Origin of the sequence: Hymenobacter rigui, from assembly GCF_003944715.1 — a bacterium.
Taxonomy (GTDB): Bacteria; Bacteroidota; Bacteroidia; order Cytophagales; family Hymenobacteraceae; genus Hymenobacter; species Hymenobacter rigui.
The window spans coordinates 543,712-563,576 of record NZ_RWIT01000002.1; the positions used below are offsets into that span (position 1 = coordinate 543,712).

A 19,865-nucleotide genomic window follows, 5' to 3' on the forward strand; every position below is an offset into this window, starting at 1 on the left:
GACAACGAACAACCAACAACCAACAGCTACCTTCTCAGCCGCAGGGAATTGGTGAGCACTGAAACGGAGCTGAGGGCCATGGCGGCGGCGGCCAGCATGGGCGAAAGTAGCCAGCCGGTGAACGGGTACAGCAGTCCGGCCGCTACCGGAATGCCCAGCACATTGTAGATAAACGCAAAAAACAGGTTTTGCCGGATAGTGCGCATGGTCTGGCGCGAGAGGTTGATGGCCGTAACCACGCCCCCCAGGTCGGAGCGCATGAGGGTGATGCCGGCAGCCTCCATCGCCACATCCGTCCCGGACCCAATGGCCAGCCCGATATCGGCCTGGGCCAGGGCGGGCGCATCGTTGATACCGTCGCCCACCATGGCCACGGTGCGGCCTTCGCCCTGCAGCTCCTTCACTTTACCGGCTTTGTCCTGGGGTAGCACTTCGGCAAAATACCGCGTGATGCCCACTTCTCTGGCCACGCTGGCAGCCGTTTGCGCATTGTCGCCGGTCATCATCACCACGTCAATACCTTCGGCCTGCAGCTGCCGGATGGCCACCACTGAGGTATCCCGCACCGTGTCAGCCACGCCAATGAGGGCTGTTACCTGGCCATCAATAGCCACGTACAGCACCGTTTTGGCCTGGTTCAGCAGCTGCGTGGCTGTGGTTTCCAGCTCCGGTGCCAGAAGGATGTTGTGGTCTGCCAGCAGGCGCCGGTTACCCACAAGCACTTGCCGGCCGGCCACCGTGGCACCGGCCCCACGTCCCTCGTGTGCCTGAAACCCGCTGGCCTCGGGCCGGGCGGCGCTCTGGGCTTCGGCGTAGCGCACCACGGCGGCGGCCAGCGGGTGCTCGGAGTGGCGCTCCAGCGCCGCCAGCAGTGGCAGCACTTCGGCAGCCGGCTGCCCGGCGGGCACGAAATCCGTTACGTTAGGCTCACCGCGAGTGATGGTGCCGGTTTTGTCGAGCAGGACGGTATCCACGCGGTGGGCCTTTTCCAGGGCCTCCGCGTTGCGGATAAGCACGCCCTGTTCGGCCCCTTTCCCGGTGCCTACCATAATAGCCGTGGGAGTAGCCAGCCCAAGCGCGCAGGGACAGGCAATAATGAGCACCGCCACGAAATTGACCAGGGCCAGCGGCAGCCGCTGCTCTGGCGGACCCAGCGCAAACCACGCCACAAACGTGACGAGGGCAATACCCACAACAATGGGCACAAACACGGCGCTAACCTGGTCGGCCAGGCGCTGAATGGGGGCGCGGCTGCCCTGGGCCTCTTCTACCAGCCGCACAATCTGGGCCAGTACTGTATCGGCCCCTACTTTGGTAACGCGGAAGCAGAACGACCCGGTTTTATTGAGGGTGGCCCCGAATACCACGTCGCCGGCCTGCTTTTCCACCGGCAGGCTCTCCCCGGTCAGCATGGACTCATCCAGGGCCGAGCGGCCTTCCAGAATCAGGCCATCGGTGGCCACCTTCTCGCCGGGGCGCACCAGCACTTCGTCGCCGGGCTGCACCAGCTCAATGGGCACATCTACCTCCTGGCCCTGGCGTAGTACCCGTGCCGTTTTGGCCTGCAGTTGCATCAGGGCCCTGATAGCCGCCGATGTTTTCTGCTTGGCCCGGCTTTCCAACACTTTTCCCAGCAGAATCAGGGCAATAATGGTGGCCGTGGTATCATAGTACACCTCTGGCATGATGCCGCGCTGCATAAAGTAGTGCGGCGCCACGGTGGCGGCCAGGCTATAGAGGAAGGCCGCGCCGGTACCCACGGCAATGAGCGTATCCATACTGGCCGTGCGGTGCCGCAGGCCGTTCCAGGCGGCCACGTAAAACTCCCGGCCGCTATACAGCAACACGGGCAGCGTGAGCAGCAGCAGTACGTAGTTGAGCGCGGGCGCGGGCACCAGGGCCATCAGGCGGGGCCAGAGCATGAGCATACTCAGCGGCATAATTACAACGGCCAGTGCCACCGCCACCTGAAACCGGCGCTTGAGGCTGGCATACGCGGCGGCTTTGCGCTGGTCCAGCTCCTCAGTGGCACCCAGCACGCCGGGGCCGGGCGTTACGGCGGGCTCGTGTACCGCGTAGCCGGCCTGCTCCACAGCAGCTTTGAGGCCGGCGCGGTCAATCTGAGTGGGCAGGTACTCAATGGTGGCTTTTTCGGAGGCCAGGTTGACGGTGGCGCGCTGCACGCCGGGCGTGCGGCTGAGGGCCCGCTCCACAAAGTTGGAGCAGGAAGCGCACGTCATTCCCTCAATGTTCAGGGTTTCAGTGCGGGTTGGTCCGGCGGGCGGCGCGGCCGGGCCGATGGGTTGAGCAGCAGACATCGGAAAGCAATAGCAAGCAGTGGGGCAGCAGAGTCAGACTCCGCAACAAATAAACCAGGTAAGCCCGCCATTGGCGGTGCAGAATTACCCTTCCAGACCTACAACATTTGCAGCTCCGGCCTTATGGCCTCACTGGCGGGCAGAAATACCGGGGGTACCGTTTACTTTTGCCGCACGCCCCGGGTAAAACATTTCCGGGGCGGGCCGGGTAGTTGGCCTCTGAACTTACTTCCCTTTTTTCTTCTTCTGCATGACCTCATTCCGCCAGAAAGCCCTCAAGTTCCTCTATCCGCTCATTATGCGGCTGTCCAAATCAGGCAACCGGGGCAAGGTGCTCGAAAACAAGAAGCAAGTGGCTGGGCCGGTTTCGTTCTACCAGCTCGACGGCCAGCTGAACAGCGGCCAGCGCCTGGCGTTTCAGGACCTGAAGGGTAAGAAAGTGCTGCTGGTGAATACGGCCTCCAACTGCGGCTTCACCAACCAGTACGAGGAGCTGCAGCAGCTTTCCGAGCAGTTCAAAGATGAGCTGGTGGTGCTGGGCTTCCCGGCCAACGATTTTGCCGAACAGGAAAAGGCCGACGATAAAGCCATTGAGCAGTTTTGCCAGGTAAACTTCGGCGTATCCTTCCCCTTGATGAAGAAAAGCGTGGTGGTGAAGCAATCCGAGCAGAACCCGGTGTACCAGTGGCTTTCCGATGCCGGCTGCAACGGCTGGAACGAACAGGCCCCCGACTGGAACTTTGCCAAATACCTCATCAGCGAGGACGGCCGCCTGCTCAACTACTTCGGCCCCGCCGTTTCCCCGCTCAGCGACACCGTCATCGGTAGCATTAAGCCGGCCGGCAGATAGCCCTACCCCAGACGTACCAGAGCAGTAACGCGGAAAGCCGCCAGCTGAAAGAAGAAGTTGTACATTAGGCAGTCCATACACAATCGTTTGTGCATAAAATGACTAAATCTTCATAAATGGACGCCGCAGCTGCTTGGAAGCTTGCCCACTCGGCACAGCGCCGCAGGCAGCCCATAGGGCACTTTTCATTGACACCTACGTTCACCTAATAGCTCTCTTTTCGTGACTTCACCTTTTGACCTGACCGGTAAAATTGCCCTGGTAACGGGCTGCAACAAAGGCATTGGCCAGGGTATGGCGCTGGGCCTGGCCGAGGCCGGGGCCGACATTATCGGCGTATCGGCCACGCTGGCCCTGAGCGGCTCCGAAACCGAGCAGAAAGTGCAGGCCCTGGGCCGCAGCTTCACCGCCTACCAGGCTGATTTTAGCCAGCGGGCCTCAACAGATGCTTTTCTGGCCCAGGTGATGCAGGATTTCCCCCGGATTGATATCCTTATCAACAACGCCGGCACCATCAGGCGCGCCCCCGCCGCCGAGCACAGCGACGAGCTGTGGGACGAGGTGCTGCAGATTAACCTGGATGCTCCGTTCCGGACGGCCCGGGCCATCGGGGGCCGCATGCTGGAGCAGGGGGCCGGCAAAATCATCTTCACGGCGTCGCTGCTGACGTTTCAGGGCGGCATCAACGTGCCGGGCTACGCGGCCAGCAAGGGTGCTATCGGCAGTGTGGTGAAGGCTCTGGCCAACGAGTGGGGCGGGCGCGGGGTGAACGTAAACGCCATTGCCCCCGGCTACATTGCCACCGACAACACCACCGCCCTGCGCCAGGACCCAGACCGTTCCCAGAGCATTCTGGGCCGGATTCCGGCCGGCCGCTGGGGCACCCCCGAAGACTTTAAAGGCCCCACCGTATTCCTGGCTTCCGCCGCCGCCGACTACGTGCACGGCACCATCCTGACCGTGGATGGCGGCTGGATGGGCCGCTAACGGTGAATGTGTGAAGTGGTGCAATTGTGCGGCGGCCTTAGCAGCTGACGAGAAACTTCACCCGCCAGATTCACCCAGTCACAACTTCGCAAATTCACAATTTCACTCTGTATGCAACAACGCTTTGCTGTCAGCCCCCGCGAAACGGCGGCTATGCTCACTGCCGAACGGCGGGAGCATTTTCTGATTGAACAACTCTTCGTGGCCGGTGACATCACGCTGGTATACACGCACTACGACCGGATGATTGTGGGCGGCGTAGTGCCCGGCGGCGCTACGGTAGCCCTGCCAAATCCTGATGAGCTGAAAGCTGCTTATTTCCTGGAGCGCCGCGAGCTGGGCATCCTCAACATCGGCCAGCCCGGCCAGGTAACCGTGGATGGCACCACCTACCAGCTCGGCCACCAGGATTGCCTGTACGTGGGCCGGGGCTCCAGAGAAGTGCAGTTCAGCGGTGCGGAAGCCAGATACTACGTATTGTCGGCGCCGGCGCACCACGCCTACCCCACCACTCTGCGCACCCAGGCGGAGGCCACACCGCTTGAAATGGGCACGCTGGAAACCGCCAACCAGCGCACCATCTACAAGTACATCTACTCCGAAGGTATCCAGAGCTGCCAGCTGGTAATGGGCCTCACCCAGCTCAAGCCGGGCTCAGTGTGGAATACCATGCCCTCGCACACGCACACGCGGCGCATGGAAGCCTATCTGTATTTCAACCTGCCCGAAAACCAGCGGGTGCTGCACCTGATGGGCGAGCCGAGCGAAACCCGTCCGCTGTGGGTGAGCAACGAGCAGGCCATTCTGTCGCCGCCGTGGTCCATTCATACCGGCTGCGGCACCAGCAACTACGCCTTCATTTGGGGCATGGCCGGCGAAAACCTGGAGTACACCGACATGGACCCCGTTGGCATTTACGATTTGCAGTAGCTACGGCGGAATTGTCTTTTCCGGTAGCGTAGCAGTGGGTGCGTTGGAGCGTCGGCAGATGGCTTCAACGCACCCACTGGTTTTACAGCGCCTTGGTAAAGCTGACCTTGATTTTCAGCTGAAAATCGGCAATGACCTTGAAAATTTCCTTGAGCGTGACCTGCTCCACCTGGGTCAGCGTCTTGGGGTCGAGGTAGTTGGTGGGGGTTTCCCGGTCGTTGATGAGTTGGCGGGCCTGTTTCTGCAGGCGCATGCCCATGAGGTAGTAGTAGGCCTGCAGCAGCTCTTGGTACTCCTGCTCCTTGAACACGCCCAGCTCCCGCAGCCCGGCCAGCCGCCGGCCGGTATTGGTTTCGAACAACTGATGCCGCAGAGCATACACCCGCACCAGGTCCACAATGGGTGTCATGGCCTTTTTAAGGTCGAACACGCGCTGGCCTTCCTGCTCAAACGTGCGAAAACGGCCCAGAAATGACGTTAGTGGCGGCTCGTACTGCAGGGCGTTGCGGGTCATGAAGAACAGGAACCGGTCGAGGGGGCGGGCCAGCTCCTCCCGCAGAAACGCGTGCAGTTCCTGCATCAGCCCGGCGTCGCCGTACAGGTAGCGGCAGTCGAAGAAAGTAGCCATCCGCATCACCGTTTCAGGGTTCGATTCGCTCATCCACTGCTGGTAGTTGCGCTTCCAGTGCGAGAGAGAGTGGGTCCACTTGGGATTCTTGGCCATAAAGCCGCCCGTGCAGAAATGCAGCCCGATGTGGTTCAGCTCATCAGAAATGGCCGTGGCAAAGCGCAGAAACCAGGCCCGGACCTCTTCCCGATGCTCATTGGCCTTGTCCTCGTAGATGATGGCATTGTCCTGGTCCGTCACCAAGGTCTGCTCCTGCCGGCCTTCACTGCCCAGCACCATAAACACAAAACGCGCCGGCGCCGGCCCCTGCTCGGCCAGGGCCCGCTCAATCACCTTCAGCGAAATCGTATCGACAACGGTGCTGATAACCTGGTTGACGATGTCGGCCTTCACGCCCCGGCTCAGGAGCTGGTTTACAATATCGGGCACCATTTCCCAGCGCCGCTTCAGCTCCCGGGGGCTCTGGGCCAGCTTCACGGCCTGAATAAACATAAACGGCGACTGGGCCAAATCACTGAGCAGCTTGTTGCGGCTCAGAAACCCAACGTAGCGGCCCGCCCGCTCCACCAGCAGGTAGCGGGTTTTGGTCTGGAACATGCGCAGCACAGCCTCATACACGTAGGCCTCCTCCGCAATGCTGACCAGCGGCGTGGCGGCCACTTCCTGCACCGGCCCGCGGGCATCAAGGCAGCGGGCAATAACGGAGTCGCGAAGGGTAATATCCGTGCAGTAGCCGGTAATGGCCTCGTGCTCATCCGTCACGAACAGGCAGCTGACCTTGGCGGCGGCCATGCGGCGGGCGGCTTCAAAAATGGGTAGCTGCCCCGGACACGTCACCAGGGCCCGCACTTCCAGCGTGCTGATGCGGCGCGAAAACAGCTGGTCGGCCACCAGGTAGTTTTGCTCCGGCGGGGCTACCGGCTTCACGAAGTGCGCGTACTCCTCGTCGAGCATCCGCTCCCCGTAGCGGGCCGTGAAGTAGTGAAAAAACGGCTCATACGCCAGGCAGAGGGCCCGAAAATCCCGGCGGGGCAGCTGCAGCACGCGGGTGCCTTTGCGAACCAGCACGGTGCGCAAGGAGCGTTTCTTGTTGAGCAGAATGGACATGCCCCCGTAGCAGGTGCCCGGCCCGTAAGTTTCGGGCAGGCGCTTGTGCTGCTCACTGTCGTAGAAAAAGGTTTCGTAGGCTCCCTCCGCCAGAATATCAAGGCTGCGCAGCTTGGATACATCCTGCTGGTACAGCAGCTTCTCGCTGGTGTAGCGCACTTCTTCCAGCAGGTCGACCACGCCGCGCACTACCTCATCGGGCAACAGGTTGAACGGGGCTACCGTCCGCAGAAAAGCCAGTCGATTATCCATGCGCGAGACAGTAAACCAGTACAAGAAAGCCGGCCAGCGTCAGCAGCCAGGGCCAGGGAAACCGGCGCGTCGTGCGCCCGCCGGGTAGAAGTAAGGGCGCTTGCCCGTTGAGCACCGCATCCGAAATAATGCCTTGGCGGCGCAGCTCAAAAAAGCAGCGGGCGGTGGCGGCCACATCCGTTACGGCATCGTGCAGGCGCGGCATGGGCTCCCCGAACAGCCGCTCGTGCAGCTCGTGCAGGCGCAGCGCCCGGCCCGGGCCTTCCGGCCGGACTGCCCGGCTCACCTGCATGGTGCAGAACTGCGGTAGCGCCGGCAGCGGGTTGGGCAGCTGCGCCCGCCACAGGGCCGCCCCTGCCACGTGAAAATCCAGCTGCAGAAAGTGCCCGATTACCCGGGGGGTGTACTCCGCCAGATCGGCCAGCAGGCGGCGCAACACCGCCTCCGGCTCCTGCCCCTGCTCCGCCAGAAACTCCGGCGTCAGGCCATGAATGGCTACTGATTGGGCCGTCATGCGGCCGGCGGGTACCGGCAGGTAGGCCTGCTCCGCTTTCAGCAACTCGCCTTCCGGCGTGTAAATTTCCCAGGCCAGCTGGGCAATATGAGGCCACTCCCACTCCTCGGCGTACGGGCGGTGCCAGCGGGCCGGCAGGCCCGTGGTTTCGGTATCAATAAAAAGCAGATACTGCCGGGGCATGGGCGCAGACCTATCGGGCGGCAGTTTTGGCGGCGCGCTTGCCGGCCGGCGCTGCCGGTTTCGCCTCCCGCACCGAAGAGCTCCGCATCAGCAGCTCCGGGCGTAGCACAATCTGCCGGGGCGCAAAGGCGGTGCCGTGGGATTCAATCAACTCCAGCAGCAGGCGTACCGTAGCTTGGCCCATTTCCTCGCAGCGCTGGTCGATGGTGGTGATGGAGGGTTCGGAAATAACGGTAAAGGCCTCGTTGCTGAAGCCCGTAATGGCCACGCCGTCGGGTACCGGCACGCCCTGACGCCGGGCTTCCTGCAAAGCCCCCAGCGCGCAGTAGTCGCCGGCCGAGCAGACGGCATCGGGCGGGTTGGGCAGGGCCAGCCAGTTGCGCATAGCGCCTGCCCCTTCCAGCTGGGTCATGTCGGTAAACACAATCAGCTCCTCGTCCACGGGCAGGCCGGCTTCCCGCAGGCCCTCCAGGTAGCCCCGGTATCGGTTTTTGTAGATGGTAAGATGCTGCGGCCCTGCCAGATGCGCAATGCGGCGGCAGCCCTGCGCCACCAGATGGCGGGTAGCAATAAGGGCTCCTTCCTGGTCATCAAGCACCACGGCGTTTACGTCTTCCCCCTCCATACTCCGGTCGAAAAACACCAGCGGCAGGCCCCGATTCTGGACCTCCTCGAAGTGCCGGTAGCTGGTGGTAGTGCGCGACAACGACACCATAATGCCCGCAACCTGGGCGCTGAGCAAAGCCTCGATATTGCGCCGCTCCTGGGCCGCATCCTCGTGCGACTGGCAGATGATGACGTTGTAGCCGGCTTTGGTGGCGGCCGTTTCGATGCCGTGTACGACCGATGGGAAAAACCGCCCTTCAATGTAGGGCACGATAATGCCCAGCAGCTTGCTCTTGCCCTTGCGCAGGGCTGAGGCCAGCCGGTTAGGCTGGTAATTATATTTCTTGGCCAGCTTCTGTACCTTCGCCTTCATTTCCGGCCCGATGCTATAGTGGTTACTCAGCGCCCGGGAAATGGTAGTCATGGATACGCCCAGCTCCCGCGCTAGGTCGGCCATAGAAACGGGAGTGCCGGATGAGGGCGCAGCGGGAGTCTTTTTACGGGGAGCCATATAACTGGTAATACACAATGCTTTGTGTAAATAAAGCAAAAATCCGGCATAACGGCCGAGGCTTCAGCAGTAGCGCCCCGGCATCCCGTGGTGTAACATTCGCTACGCGTACAAACAGAATAAGTACGTTATGGATATTGAACGGGCTATAAATCGTGTATACACGGCCGGATCTTACTCCCTCCCACCGTTGCAACGACCTAATTTCTCCGGAATATGAAAAGCAGATAATTATAAAACAATCGTTTGTGTTAAACAACTCAACATATCATTTTAATCATGCCATTTGCCCTGGTAACCCTTCTGTTTCCCTAATACCTTTGTCACTGCAGCCTGTTCCGGCGCTGACACTCATTCTCTACCTGCATGAAGGCATTCCTTTTCGACCTCAATGGCACCATGATTCACGATATGGACTACCACACCCGGGCCTGGCAGCAGCTGCTGAACGAGGACCTGGGTGGGCAGTTTACCCGCGAGCAGGTGAAGCTCCAGATGTACGGTAAAAACCAGGAAGTGCTGGTGCGTATGTTCGGCCCCGACCGGTTTACGGAGGAAGAAATGGTCAGCCTTGCCCTGGAGAAGGAAAAGCGCTACCAGGAGGCCTACCGCCCGCACCTGCGGCTGCTGCCGGGACTTCCGGAGTTTCTGGCGCGCGCCCACCAGCGGGGCATTCCGATGGCCATTGGCTCGGCGGCTATTCCGTTCAACATTGATTTCGTGCTCGACACGTTGAACATTCGGCACTACTTCGCGGCCATTGTTTCGGCCGATGACGTGACCATCAGCAAGCCCCACCCCGAAACCTTCCTGAAAGCCGCCACCCAGCTCGGCGTAGTCCCCACCGACTGCCTCGTGTTTGAGGACGTGCCCAAAGGGGCCGAGGCTGCCATCAACGCCGGCATGCGGGCCGTCATCCTCACCACCACCCACGAGCCGGCCGAATTCGCCCACCTGCCCAACATCCTCCACTTCGCCCCCGATTACACCGACGCCTTTATGCAGGAATTGGTGTAGGGAACAGCCAGAACGAACGTAGCAGCCCGTTATGCTGAGCGGAGCCGAAGCATCTCTACCGCTGGCTAATCAAAGAAGTTAGCATTGCGGTAGAGATGCTTCGGCAAGCTCAGCATGACGGGCTGTTTTCTTGCCAACGTCAGCATGAGAGATGCTTCGGCTTCGCTCAGCATGACGGACTGGTTGTGACGTTCTATTCAGCGTAGCAGCCTAGCGCTGGCTGAAGGCTACGTCATTATAGCGCAGCTCGTTTTTGAAGGTGCGCAGCTTGGTTTCGTCGTCGATGATGAGGTACTCAATGCCGGCCATTTCAGCGAAGTCTTCGAGGTACTCGGCCGTGAGGTTCTGGCTGTAGCCGGTGTGGTGGGCCCCGCCGGCGTGAATCCAGGCGGCTACGCCGGTTTTCAGGTCGGGCTTCACCTTCCAGAGCACCCGGGCTACGGGCAGCTTAGGCAGGTCGTGCTCGGGCGCTACGGCTTCCACCTCATTCACAATCAGCCGGAAGCGGTGCCCCAGATCCACGATGGTAGCATTGAGAGCCGGGCCGGCCGGGCAGTTGAATACCAGGCGGGCCGGGTCGGCCTTGCCACCGATGCCCAGGGGGTGCACTTCCACCTTCACCTTGCCCTCCGAAATGGATGGGCAGATTTCCAGCATGTGCGAGCCCAGCACCAGCTCGTTGCCGGGCTGGAAGTGGTAGGTGTAGTCTTCCATGAAGGAGTTGCCGCCGGGTAGGCCCGCGCCCATCACCTTCATGGCGCGTACCAGGGCCGCCGTTTTCCAGTCGCCTTCCCCCCCAAAGCCGTAGCCCTCGGCCATCAGGCGCTGAGTGGCAATGCCGGGCAGCTGCACCATGCCGTGCAGATCCTCGAAGGTATCGGTGAAGCCAATGGCCTTTTTGTCCTGCAGAAACCGGCGCATCCCGGCCTCAATGCGGGCCGCGTCGCGCAGGCCTTCGCGCTGGCTGCCGCCGTCCCGTAGGGCCTCGCCCAGCTCGTATTCCTGCTCGTAGGTAGCCAGCAGCTCGTTTACCTGCTCCTCGGTTACCTCATTAATCACGGCTACCAAATCGCCAATGCCGTAGGTGTTCACCTCGTAGCCAAACTGCAGCTCAGCCTCCACCTTGTCGCCCTCGGTTACGGCCACGTAGCGCATGTTGTCGCCGAAGCGGACGATGCGGCCGCCCTGCCAGTCGGCCCAGGCGCAGGCCGCGCGGGCCCAGACGCGGAGGCGCTCCTGCGCGTCCGGGCTCTGCCAGTGGCCCACCACCACCTTGCGCTTCACCCGCATGCGCGACGTGATGAAGCCAAACTCCCGGTCGCCGTGCGCCGACTGGTTGGTGTTCATGAAGTCCATGTCGATGTCCTGCCACGGAATGTCGCGGTTGAACTGAGTGTGCAGGTGGGCCATGGGCTTTTGCAGAATCTTCAGGCCGTTGATCCACATTTTGGCCGGCGAGAAGGTGTGCATCCACGCAATTAGTCCCACGCAGCTGGGGGTGGTGTTGGCTTCCTGCATCAGCTGGTATATCTCGGCCGGACCCGTCAGCACGGGCTTGTAGACCACCTTGATGGGCAGCGCGGAGCCGAGAGCTTCGGCAATCTGCTGGGAGTGCTGGGCTACTTCCTCCAGGGTTTCGGGACCGTAGAGGTGCTGGCTGCCGGTGATGAACCAGGCTTCGTAGTGCGAAATGTCGAGCATGCGTGAAAGGCGAATGAAGCCGGAGTGGATTTAGTTAATCGATTGTGTTGAGAAACGGTAAGAAGAGTAACTGGCTCCCCTCATTTCCGAAGAGGGGCTAGGGGTGGTTGATTTTTTTGAGCTAAAAACTAACGTGAGATACCGCTCGTTCGCGGGTCAACCACCCCCAACCCCTCCTTTCCAAGGAGGGGAGCGACGTTCTAGCTCTGGCCGTAGTAGGAATGGGCGCCGTGCTTGCGCTCGTAGTGCTTCTGAATCAGGGCTTCTTTCAGGCGGGGCACGTCGGGGCGCAGGGTGCGGCTGAGGTAAGCCATGCGGGCTACCTCCTCCAGCACGGCGCTGTGGTACACGGCTTTTTCTACGTTTTTGCCCCAGGTGAAGGGCGCGTGGTTGCTGAGCAGCACCATTTCTACCTCCTCGGGCGAGAGGCCGCGGCGTTGAAACTCGTTGATGATCTGCCAGCCGGTCTGGTGCTCGTAGTCGCCGGCAATCATCTGGTCGTCCATGGGCGGGGCGCAGGGAATGTCCACCGTAAGGTGGTCGGCATGGGTGGTGCCCAGAATCGGAATATCGAGCTGGGCCTGGGCCCAGGCCGTGGCGTAGGTGCTGTGCGTGTGCACAATGCCCCCGATATGCTCCCAGTGACTGTAGAGTACGGCGTGGGTTTTGGTATCCGAGGAAGGCCGCTTGCTGCCTTCCACCACGGTGTTGGCGAAGTCGAGCACCACCATGTCCTCCGCTTTAAGCGTGGCGTAGGGCACGCCGCTGGGCTTGATGGCAAACACCCGCCGCTCCCGATCCACCACACTGGCGTTGCCGAAGGTGAAGAGTACCAGCCCCAGAGTCGGCAGCTGCATGTTGGCCTCGTAGCAGGCCTGTTTCAGTTCCTGGTACTGGCTCATGCGTGCTGCTGTGGAAGGGCGGATTTCTCGGTTTCCGGGGCCATGGGCGGGGTGGCGGCTTCCACAAACTGACCGAAGGCCTGGTACTGCTCGTAGCGGCGCTGGTAGTCGGCTACGCGGGCCGGGTTGGGCGAGTAGGTTTCGGCAAAACCGTTGCCCATGGCCTGCTGAGCCGATACCACATCGGGGTGAATGCCGGCGGCTACGGCCGCGTACATGGCCGCGCCCAAAGCCGGTGCCTGGTCCGATTCGGCCACTTTGATGGGGCGGTTAAGCACGTCGGCCAGCGTCTGCATCATAAAGCCCGACTTCTTGGCCACGCCGCCCAGCCCGATTACCTGCTTGATGGGAATACCGTGCTGCTCAAACCGTTCCACAATCTGGCGGGAGCCGTAGCAGATGCTTTCCACCAGGGCCCGGAAAATCTGCGGGGCATCGGTGCCCATCGTGAGGTTCATCAGGGCCCCTTTCAGCGCCTGGTTGGCATCGGGGGTACGGCGGCCGTTCACCCAGTCCAGCACCAGCACCTGCGAGTCGTCAGGATGCACGGCGGCGGCGGCCCGGTTCAACTCGGCCATCATGTTGTCGCTCAGCTCCTGGCGCAGCGCCTGCTGCTGCTCCGGCGTCAGCACGGCCGACTGCGGCAGCAACGTGCGCAGCGGCCACTCCAGCACACCCCGGAACCAAGCCAGCAAATCGCCCACGGCCGACTGCCCGGCTTCCAGGCCCAGCATGCCGGGAATCACGGAGCCATCTACCTGCCCGCAGATGCCAGGCACCAGCTTTCCTCCTACTTCGTGCATGGGCGCCACCACAATGTCGCAGGTGCTGGTGCCCATCACTTTCACCATCGAGTAGGCCTCAATTTCGCCCGCTACGGCCCCGGCATGGGCATCGAAGGAACCCACGGCCACGACGGTATTGGTGGTCAGGCCCAGGCGTTGGGCCCACTCCTCGGAGAGGTGGCCGGCTACTTCGTCGGCGGTGTAGGTTTGCTCGAACAGCCGCTCGCGCAGGCCGCCCAGCCGGGGCTCCAGCAGGGTCAGGAACTCCTCTGAAGGTAGGCCGCCCCAGCTTTCGTGCCACATGGCTTTGTGGCCGGCGGCGCAGCGGCTGCGCTTGAAGGTACTCAGCTCGCCGCCGGTGAGCAGCAGCGTCAGCCAGTCGCAGTGTTCCATCCAAGAATAGGCGGCTTTGGCCACGGCTTCATCTTCGCGCACCACGTGGGCAATCTTGGCCCAGAACCACTCCGAGGAATAGATACCGCCCTCAAACCGGGTGAAATCCTCGCCGCCCCAGGTCTTGGCCAGGTGGTTGATTTCGGCGGCTTCGGGTAGGGCCGTGTGGTCTTTCCAGAGCACAAACATGGCGTTCGGGTTTTCCTCGAAGCCGGGCTTGAGAGCCAGCGCCACGCCCTGCTCGTCCACGGGGCCGGGCGTGGAGCCGGTAGTATCTACGGCCAGCCCCACAATCTGCGCGGCGGGCACCTTCTGGGCCACTTGGCGCACGGTAGCTTCCAGGCCCTCGATGTGGTCGAGCGGGTGCTGGCGGAACTGGTTTTTGGTGGCGTTGCAGTAGCGCTGCTGTTTCCAGCGGGCGTAGGGATGCACGGCCTGCGCTACCTCTTGGCCGGTGTGGGCATTTACCAGCACAGCCCGCACGGAATCAGTGCCGTAGTCCAGGCCGATAACATAGGTAGCGGTTGAAGAGGGAGTTTCCACGGGGAAAGGTGAAGTTGTAAAATCGTGGGGTTAGACAAGCCGTAACCGGTCATGTTGAGTGCCGTCGCAGCATCTCCGCCGCTTCATTTGATTATTACCGCAACGAAGCAGTAGAGATGCTTCGACTGGGCTCAGCATGACGTTCCTACCAGGTCAGAAACCTTATTGACGCACGCCGAACTTGTAGATGGTGGTGGAGTGCAGGGACTGGCCGGGTTGCAGAATAGTGCTCGGAAACTTGGGCTGATTGGGCGAGTCGGGGAAGTGCTGGGTTTCCAGGCAGAAGCCCGCGTGCTTACCGTAGGTTTGGCCGTTGGCGCCTTTCAGGGTGCCATCGAGGAAGTTGCCGGTGTAGAACTGCAGACCGGGCTCGGTGGTGGTTACTTCCATCGTGCGGCCAGTAGTAGGCTCATACACAGTAGCGGCGGCGTGCAGACCGGTAGTTTGGTTTAGCACCCAGTTGTGGTCGTAGCCGCCGGGTACCTGGGCAATTCGCTCGCCAATGGCGTGGGGCGTGGTGAAGTCGAAGGGCGTCCCCTTCACAGGGCGCAGCTCGCCGGTCGGAATCAGGCCCGCATCCACCACGGTGTAACGGTCGGCGGCAATGGTTACCTCGTGGCCCAATACATCTTTGCTGCCGCTGAGGTTGAAGTAGGCGTGGTTGGTGAGGTTGACGGGCGTGGCCTTGTCGGTGGTGGCGGAGTAGTCGATTTCCAGCGCGTCGTCGGCCGTCAGGGTGTACACCACCGTCACGGTGAGGTTGCCGGGGTAGCCCTCTTCGCCGTCCTTGCTGAGGTAGGTAAGTTTCAGCGTCGGCCCCTCGGCGGAAGTGCCCGGCTCGGCCTGCCACAGCACTTTATCGAAACCCTTTTTGCCGCCGTGCAGCGTGTTTTCGCCGTTATTTTTGGCCAGAGTGTACTCCTTCCCATCGAGCGTGAACCGGCCCTCGGCAATGCGGTTGCCGTAGCGCCCGATCAGGGCTCCGAAGTACGGCCCGGCCTTCAGAAACTCCGGACTCTGGTAGCCGCTCACGCTGTTGAAGCCCAGCACTACCTCACCGGGCTTGCCGGCCTTATCGGGTACTAGCAGGCTGGTGATGGTGCCGCCGTAATTGGTGATGCTCACCTGCAGGCCGTGGGCGTTGGTAAGAGTATATAGCTGTACCTCGGTGCCATCGGTAGTTTTGCCGAAGGAGGTAACGGCCGGAGTTACAGGAGCGGCTGTATGGGTTGAGTCTGTCATGGTTGCGGAAGAGCCAGTGGTCTGTTCAGTAGGAGCCGATTGGTTGCAACTGGCAATCAGCAGCAAGCCCGCCAGCATAGCGGTATTACGAGTGGCTTCACGAGCCGTTGAGTAATGCTTCATGAACCGAAGGAGTGGGAATTTTTAGAGAGAATGAAGGACGGTTATCCACCCTGATCAAACTACCGCAACCAACATAAACCTAGCAGCAGTGGTGTAACTTCCGGAGCGGTAGGCACCAATGAATATCTGTAGTCTTGCTAAGCGGCATGTAAATTAAAAGAAGGTTTCGCACTTACACAATCGTTTGTGTAATCAAATAACAAGAAAGTTTGCGTGATGCCACGGCACTGCTTGCCCACAGAAACCGCCATGCCCTGGCTTCATCTGGTTGTTCCAGACAAAACCAGGGCATGGCGGCAGTTCCTGGGTACTGTGCGCGCTAGGTTTCCGTCAAAACAGTTTTGAAGCCAACCAGCTTGCCGCCTTCGGCCTCGCCCAGCACCAGCACCGGCACCTGTGGCCCCGTGCCGAAGCGGTATACCTGCGTACCGCTCAGCTCCTGCTTCAGGTACATCTGCAGGGATTTGAAGCGGTTGGCCAACTCGGGGTTGCCCAGCACGCCGTTGTCGGCGGTGTGGTTGCGCAGGAAGTAGGTCAGCTCCTGCTTTTCCACTTTGGTATCGGCGGGCAGGCCGGCCAGCTGGGCCAGAGCAGCATCGGTAAGGCCACCGCCGGGGGCCGGAAAACTTACGGGCTCCAATGGAGCGTCGCCCTCACTCATGTACACGAGGCCCTTGGTCATCTCGCGCAGTTGGGCCAGCGTGGGGTCGTCGGAGGCCGCAGCAGCGGGCTTGCTGTGCTTGGCCTGGGGTTCTGACTCCGCAATGGTTTCCCGGCCGCCCTTGGTGTCGCGTGGGTCAGCAGGGGCGGCCGGCGTACCAGCTACCTGGGCTGGTACCTGAGCGCCAATAGCAGCAGCCAGCTGGTTCTGGCGCTGCTCCGGCACCTTGATTTTGGGGTTGGCGAAATTCATATCCGCCACGTTGTTCATCGGAATCAGGTGAATGTGGGTATGGGGCACTTCCAGTCCGATAACGGCCACACCCACCCGCTTGCAGGGCACGGCGGCCTTCACGCCCTTGGCCACCCGCTGGGCAAACAGGTGCAATGCTGCCAGCTCAGCCGGGGGCAGGTCAAAGATGTAATCAACTTCGCGCTTCGGAATGACCAGCGTATGGCCTTCTACCAAGGGCGTGATGTCCAGGAAAGCCAAATGGTGCTCGTCCTCGGCCACCTTAAAGGCGGGCAGCTCGCCGGACACAATGCGAGAGAAAATGGAAGGCATGCGGGAAGATGGTGAAGTTGTGAAATGGTGAAGCTGCGAACAACTATGGCAGGGCTCAGCCAAAGTACGGGGCAAAACGCAAAAGGGCGAAGCCAGTGGCTTCGCCCTTCCGTGGAGCTGGCAAATTTCACAAATTCACCACTTCACAAATTCGCCGCTAGCGGCTGATTTCCAGAATCTGGAACTGTAGCTTGCCGGCCGGCACCGTAATTTCGGCGGTATCCCCCGCCGATTTACCCAGCAGGCCTTTGCCGATGGGCGACTTCACGGAGATTTTGCCGGCGGCCAGGTTGGCTTCTTCCTCGGCTACCAGCGTGTAGTCGAGCACCATATTATTCTTCAGGTTTTTCAGCTTCACCTTGCTCATGATGAGCACCTTGGTCAGGTCCAGGTTCGTCTCATCAAGCAGGCGGGCGTTGCCTACCACTTCTTCCAGCTTGGAAATCTTCAGCTCCAGCAGGCCCTGCGCTTCCTTCGCCGCGTCGTACTCGGCGTTTTCGCTCAGGTCGCCTTTGTCACGGGCTTCGCGCAGGTCGTCGGCCGCCTTGGCCCGGCCGCGGATTTTGAGGTCCTGGAGCTCATCTTTCAGCTTCTGAAGACCTTCGGGAGTATAATAGTTGATGGTAGCCATGGTGGGGTGATGTAAGCTCAAAAAACAAGGAGAACGGCCAGCGCGGCTGGCCGTTCTCCCCGGAACAGGTTTAGGCAAATATACGAAATGTTGGGCAAAGAGGCTACAGGGAGGAAAACCCGAGTCTCACCCCTTCCTCGCCAGAAACGCCCGCAGCTTATCGGCCAGCACCCGGTTTATCCGCTCGTAGCTCTGGAAGCTCCAGCCGCCTACATGCGGCGAAAGCACCACGTTCGGGGCCGTGCGCAGGTAGTCGAACCGGGTTTGCTGCTCGGGGCTCAGAGTGGTAAGCTTTTCGTTTTCGAGTACATCCAGCGCCGCGCCGCGCAGCTGGCCGTTTTGCAGGCGCTGGACCACGGCGGCGTGGTCGAGCACTTCGCCCCGGGCCGTATTCAGCAGCCACAGCGAGTTGCGGAAGCCTGCCAGCAGCTCTTCGTTCACGAAGTGGTGGTTGGCCGCCGAATATGGGATGTGCAGGCTCAACACTTCGGCCCGCTCCTGCAGCTCGGCCAGCGTTACTAGGATGGCGTGGTGGTCAGGCTCCACGGCGGGGTCATGGTCATAGGCCAGCACGGTGCAGTCGAAAGCCTGGAGGCGTTTGGCAAACGCCTTGCCCATGTGGCCGTAGCCCAGCAGCCCGATGGTTTTCCCCCCGATTTCCTCGCCCCGGTTGGCCTCGCGCCGCCACCGGCCCTGGCGCACTTCCTGGTCGGCGCGGGCAATGTTGCGGAATAGGGCCAGCAGCAGGCCCACGGCGTACTCGCCCACCGCGTCGCGGTTACCCTCGGGGGCGTTGAGCAGGGTCACGCCGGCTTCGGCCAGGGCCGCTTCGTCGATGTTATCGACGCCGGCTCCGGCCCGGCCTACGTAGCGCAGGTGCGGGCCGTGGGCCAGCAGTTCCCGCGTCACGCGCAGCTTGGAGCGCACCAGCAGCCCATCGTAGGGGTGCGCGGCCAGCGCGGCCGGCACGTCGGCCGCCTTCAGCTCGGGCCGGTAGTGCAGCGTCACGCCCAGCGGCTCCAGGTACGCCGGCAAACTGGGGTGCATTTCGTCGATGACGAGGCAGAGGGACATGGTAAGTTTCGGTGCCAAAAATGAACTAGAGACTTTCCTGAACAGGGTATTTTTCCTTCAGCAGCCGGAGTACCGTGATGCAGACGGAGGTCACTGCAACTGTCCACAACCAAGAATAAGAAATTGACATTCCGAATTTGTGACCGTTGCGCTGAATAGAAATCAGTGTGACTGCACCGAACAGAGTAAGAAAGCTTTGGACTAAGATGAACAACGCCTGAGCCGTTTTATCCAGCAGTTGCCGTTGCGTCTCTGATAGGAATTTTTCGCTCAGCCTGCGGGTGCCAGCCATGATAAACGGCTGAAAAACAGCAAGACCTACCATCACCAGAAAAGGCCAATAATTAGGTTTCATAGCATCATCGTTTTACCGCCCGGCTATCTACTATCGTGCTGTATTTTTCCCACTTTGATGCGGTTGCTGCACCAAGTATGCCTGCAACCCAAAGTCGTTCATTAGTCCACTTTATGCTCTTCTACGTGCTGCGTCAAGCCCACGAAATCGGCCACGCTGAGCTGCTCGGCGCGCTTGTCAAAGATGGGGTCGGTGGTGGCTTCGGGGGGCATACCCAGTGGTTTCAGCGCGTTGCGCAGGGTTTTGCGGCGGGTAGAAAAGGCCTGCTTCACCACTTTGAAGAACAGCTTCTCGTCGCAGGCCAGCTGCTCGGTTTTATTGCGGGTGAGGCGGATAACGGCCGACTGCACCTTGGGCGGCGGGCTGAACACGTGCGGGGGCACCGTAAACAGGTAGTCGATATCGTAGAACGCCTGCAGCAGCACGCTCAGGATGCCGTAGGTTTTGGAGCCGGGCCCCTCGGCCAGGCGGTCGGCCACTTCCTTCTGAATCATGCCCACGCACTCGCGTACCTGCTGGCGGTGGGCCAGCACCTGGAAGTAAATCTGGGAGCTGATGTTGTAGGGGAAGTTGCCGATGATGGTGAGCGGCTGCCCATTGTAGAGCTTGGCCAGATCCATTTTCAGGAAATCCTGGGAATAAATCCGGTCTTCCAGCGCCGGGTAGTGCTTGCCCAGGTACTCCACCGACTCCCGGTCAATTTCCACCACCGAGGTGCGGTACTCGGGGTGCTGGAGCAGGGTTTGGGTGAGTACGCCCATGCCGGGGCCAATTTCCAGCACCTCCTTCACCCCATCGGGCAGGCGCAACGCCTCCACAATGTTGCGGGCAATGTTGGGGTCGTTGAGGAAATGCTGCCCGAGGTGCTTTTTGGCTTTAACGGAATCCATGCTGTGCGCTGAAATGAGTGCGGAGAAGGAAGCTAGGTTCTGCGTGAACCTTGGCCGGAAGCAAGTCCGAAGCGTACCCGTCAGAACTACGTCTAACT

The 19,865-nt window shown here is 60.9% G+C and carries 17 protein-coding genes; 4 read left to right on the forward strand and 13 right to left on the reverse strand.

Annotated elements, in window-relative coordinates; all coding sequences use genetic code 11:
* Window positions 1-26: 26 nt before the first annotated feature.
* Window positions 27-2,318: a heavy metal translocating P-type ATPase gene (locus tag EI291_RS06530; RefSeq protein WP_125419000.1), complete on the reverse strand. Its 2,292-nt coding sequence runs from the start codon at window positions 2,316-2,318 to the stop codon at window positions 27-29.
* A 250-nt stretch (window positions 2,319-2,568) separates the two neighbouring features.
* Between EI291_RS06530 and EI291_RS06535 the strand changes: the two genes are divergently transcribed.
* The 3 genes from EI291_RS06535 to kduI all read left to right on the forward strand — a co-directional run bounded on the left by EI291_RS06535 (window position 2,569) and on the right by kduI (window position 5,085).
* Window positions 2,569-3,168 (forward strand): glutathione peroxidase, encoded by a 600-nt coding sequence (locus tag EI291_RS06535; protein ID WP_125419001.1) that lies wholly within the window; start codon window positions 2,569-2,571, stop codon window positions 3,166-3,168.
* Between the two features lie 222 nt (window positions 3,169-3,390).
* On the forward strand, window positions 3,391-4,155 hold the full coding sequence (gene kduD, locus EI291_RS06540) for a 2-dehydro-3-deoxy-D-gluconate 5-dehydrogenase KduD (RefSeq protein ID WP_125419002.1): 765 nt from the start codon (window positions 3,391-3,393) through the stop codon (window positions 4,153-4,155).
* A gap of 111 nt (window positions 4,156-4,266) precedes the next feature.
* A complete protein-coding gene (kduI, locus tag EI291_RS06545; RefSeq protein ID WP_125419003.1) occupies window positions 4,267-5,085 on the forward strand; it encodes a 5-dehydro-4-deoxy-D-glucuronate isomerase in 819 nt (272 codons plus the stop codon).
* A gap of 82 nt (window positions 5,086-5,167) precedes the next feature.
* On the opposite strand, the gene EI291_RS06550 is transcribed toward kduI, so the two are convergent.
* From EI291_RS06550 to EI291_RS06560, 3 genes are read right to left on the reverse strand one after another with little or no spacing between them, the layout of a single operon-like run.
* On the reverse strand, window positions 5,168-7,072 hold the full coding sequence (locus EI291_RS06550) for a DUF294 nucleotidyltransferase-like domain-containing protein (RefSeq protein ID WP_125419004.1): 1,905 nt from the start codon (window positions 7,070-7,072) through the stop codon (window positions 5,168-5,170).
* Complete coding sequence (locus tag EI291_RS06555) at window positions 7,065-7,769, reverse strand: 3'-5' exonuclease (RefSeq protein WP_125419005.1); 705 nt, start codon at window positions 7,767-7,769, stop codon at window positions 7,065-7,067. The genes EI291_RS06550 and EI291_RS06555 overlap by 8 nt, the downstream gene beginning before the upstream one ends.
* 10 nt (window positions 7,770-7,779) lie before the next feature.
* Window positions 7,780-8,832 (reverse strand): LacI family DNA-binding transcriptional regulator, encoded by a 1,053-nt coding sequence (locus EI291_RS06560; RefSeq protein ID WP_170172538.1) that lies wholly within the window; start codon window positions 8,830-8,832, stop codon window positions 7,780-7,782.
* A gap of 420 nt (window positions 8,833-9,252) precedes the next feature.
* Between EI291_RS06560 and EI291_RS06565 the strand changes: the two genes are divergently transcribed.
* A complete protein-coding gene (locus tag EI291_RS06565; RefSeq protein WP_125419007.1) occupies window positions 9,253-9,903 on the forward strand; it encodes an HAD family hydrolase in 651 nt (216 codons plus the stop codon).
* A 210-nt stretch (window positions 9,904-10,113) separates the two neighbouring features.
* Here the strand turns inward: EI291_RS06565 and araA are convergent, their stop codons facing one another.
* The 9 genes from araA to rsmA form a co-directional block, all read right to left on the reverse strand.
* Window positions 10,114-11,604 (reverse strand): L-arabinose isomerase, encoded by a 1,491-nt coding sequence (gene araA / locus EI291_RS06570; protein ID WP_125419008.1) that lies wholly within the window; start codon window positions 11,602-11,604, stop codon window positions 10,114-10,116.
* 200 nt (window positions 11,605-11,804) lie between these two features.
* Entirely contained in the window at window positions 11,805-12,506 is a 702-nt protein-coding gene (locus EI291_RS06575) for an L-ribulose-5-phosphate 4-epimerase (protein WP_125419009.1), read from the reverse strand.
* Window positions 12,503-14,227 (reverse strand): ribulokinase, encoded by a 1,725-nt coding sequence (locus EI291_RS06580; RefSeq protein WP_125419010.1) that lies wholly within the window; start codon window positions 14,225-14,227, stop codon window positions 12,503-12,505. The genes EI291_RS06575 and EI291_RS06580 overlap by 4 nt, the downstream gene beginning before the upstream one ends.
* A 162-nt stretch (window positions 14,228-14,389) precedes the next feature.
* Window positions 14,390-15,592: an aldose epimerase family protein gene (locus EI291_RS06585; protein WP_394343374.1), complete on the reverse strand. Its 1,203-nt coding sequence runs from the start codon at window positions 15,590-15,592 to the stop codon at window positions 14,390-14,392.
* 319 nt (window positions 15,593-15,911) lie between these two features.
* On the reverse strand, window positions 15,912-16,817 hold the full coding sequence (locus tag EI291_RS23405; RefSeq protein WP_125419011.1) for a nuclease A inhibitor family protein: 906 nt from the start codon (window positions 16,815-16,817) through the stop codon (window positions 15,912-15,914).
* Between the two features lie 157 nt (window positions 16,818-16,974).
* Window positions 16,975-17,448 carry a transcription elongation factor GreA gene (greA, locus tag EI291_RS06595; protein WP_125419012.1) on the reverse strand — a complete coding sequence of 158 codons (474 nt, stop codon included), beginning with the start codon at window positions 17,446-17,448 and terminating at the stop codon, window positions 16,975-16,977.
* Window positions 17,449-17,574: 126 nt separating this feature from the next.
* Window positions 17,575-18,522, reverse strand: a complete 948-nt coding sequence (locus tag EI291_RS06600) for an NAD(P)-dependent oxidoreductase (RefSeq protein ID WP_125419013.1) — start codon at window positions 18,520-18,522, stop codon at window positions 17,575-17,577.
* A 25-nt stretch (window positions 18,523-18,547) separates the two neighbouring features.
* Window positions 18,548-18,877, reverse strand: coding sequence for a hypothetical protein (locus EI291_RS06605; protein WP_125419014.1), 330 nt, complete (start codon window positions 18,875-18,877; stop codon window positions 18,548-18,550).
* Window positions 18,878-18,978: 101 nt separating this feature from the next.
* Window positions 18,979-19,767 (reverse strand): 16S rRNA (adenine(1518)-N(6)/adenine(1519)-N(6))-dimethyltransferase RsmA, encoded by a 789-nt coding sequence (rsmA, locus tag EI291_RS06610; protein WP_125419015.1) that lies wholly within the window; start codon window positions 19,765-19,767, stop codon window positions 18,979-18,981.
* Between the last annotated feature and the right edge of the window lie 98 nt (window positions 19,768-19,865).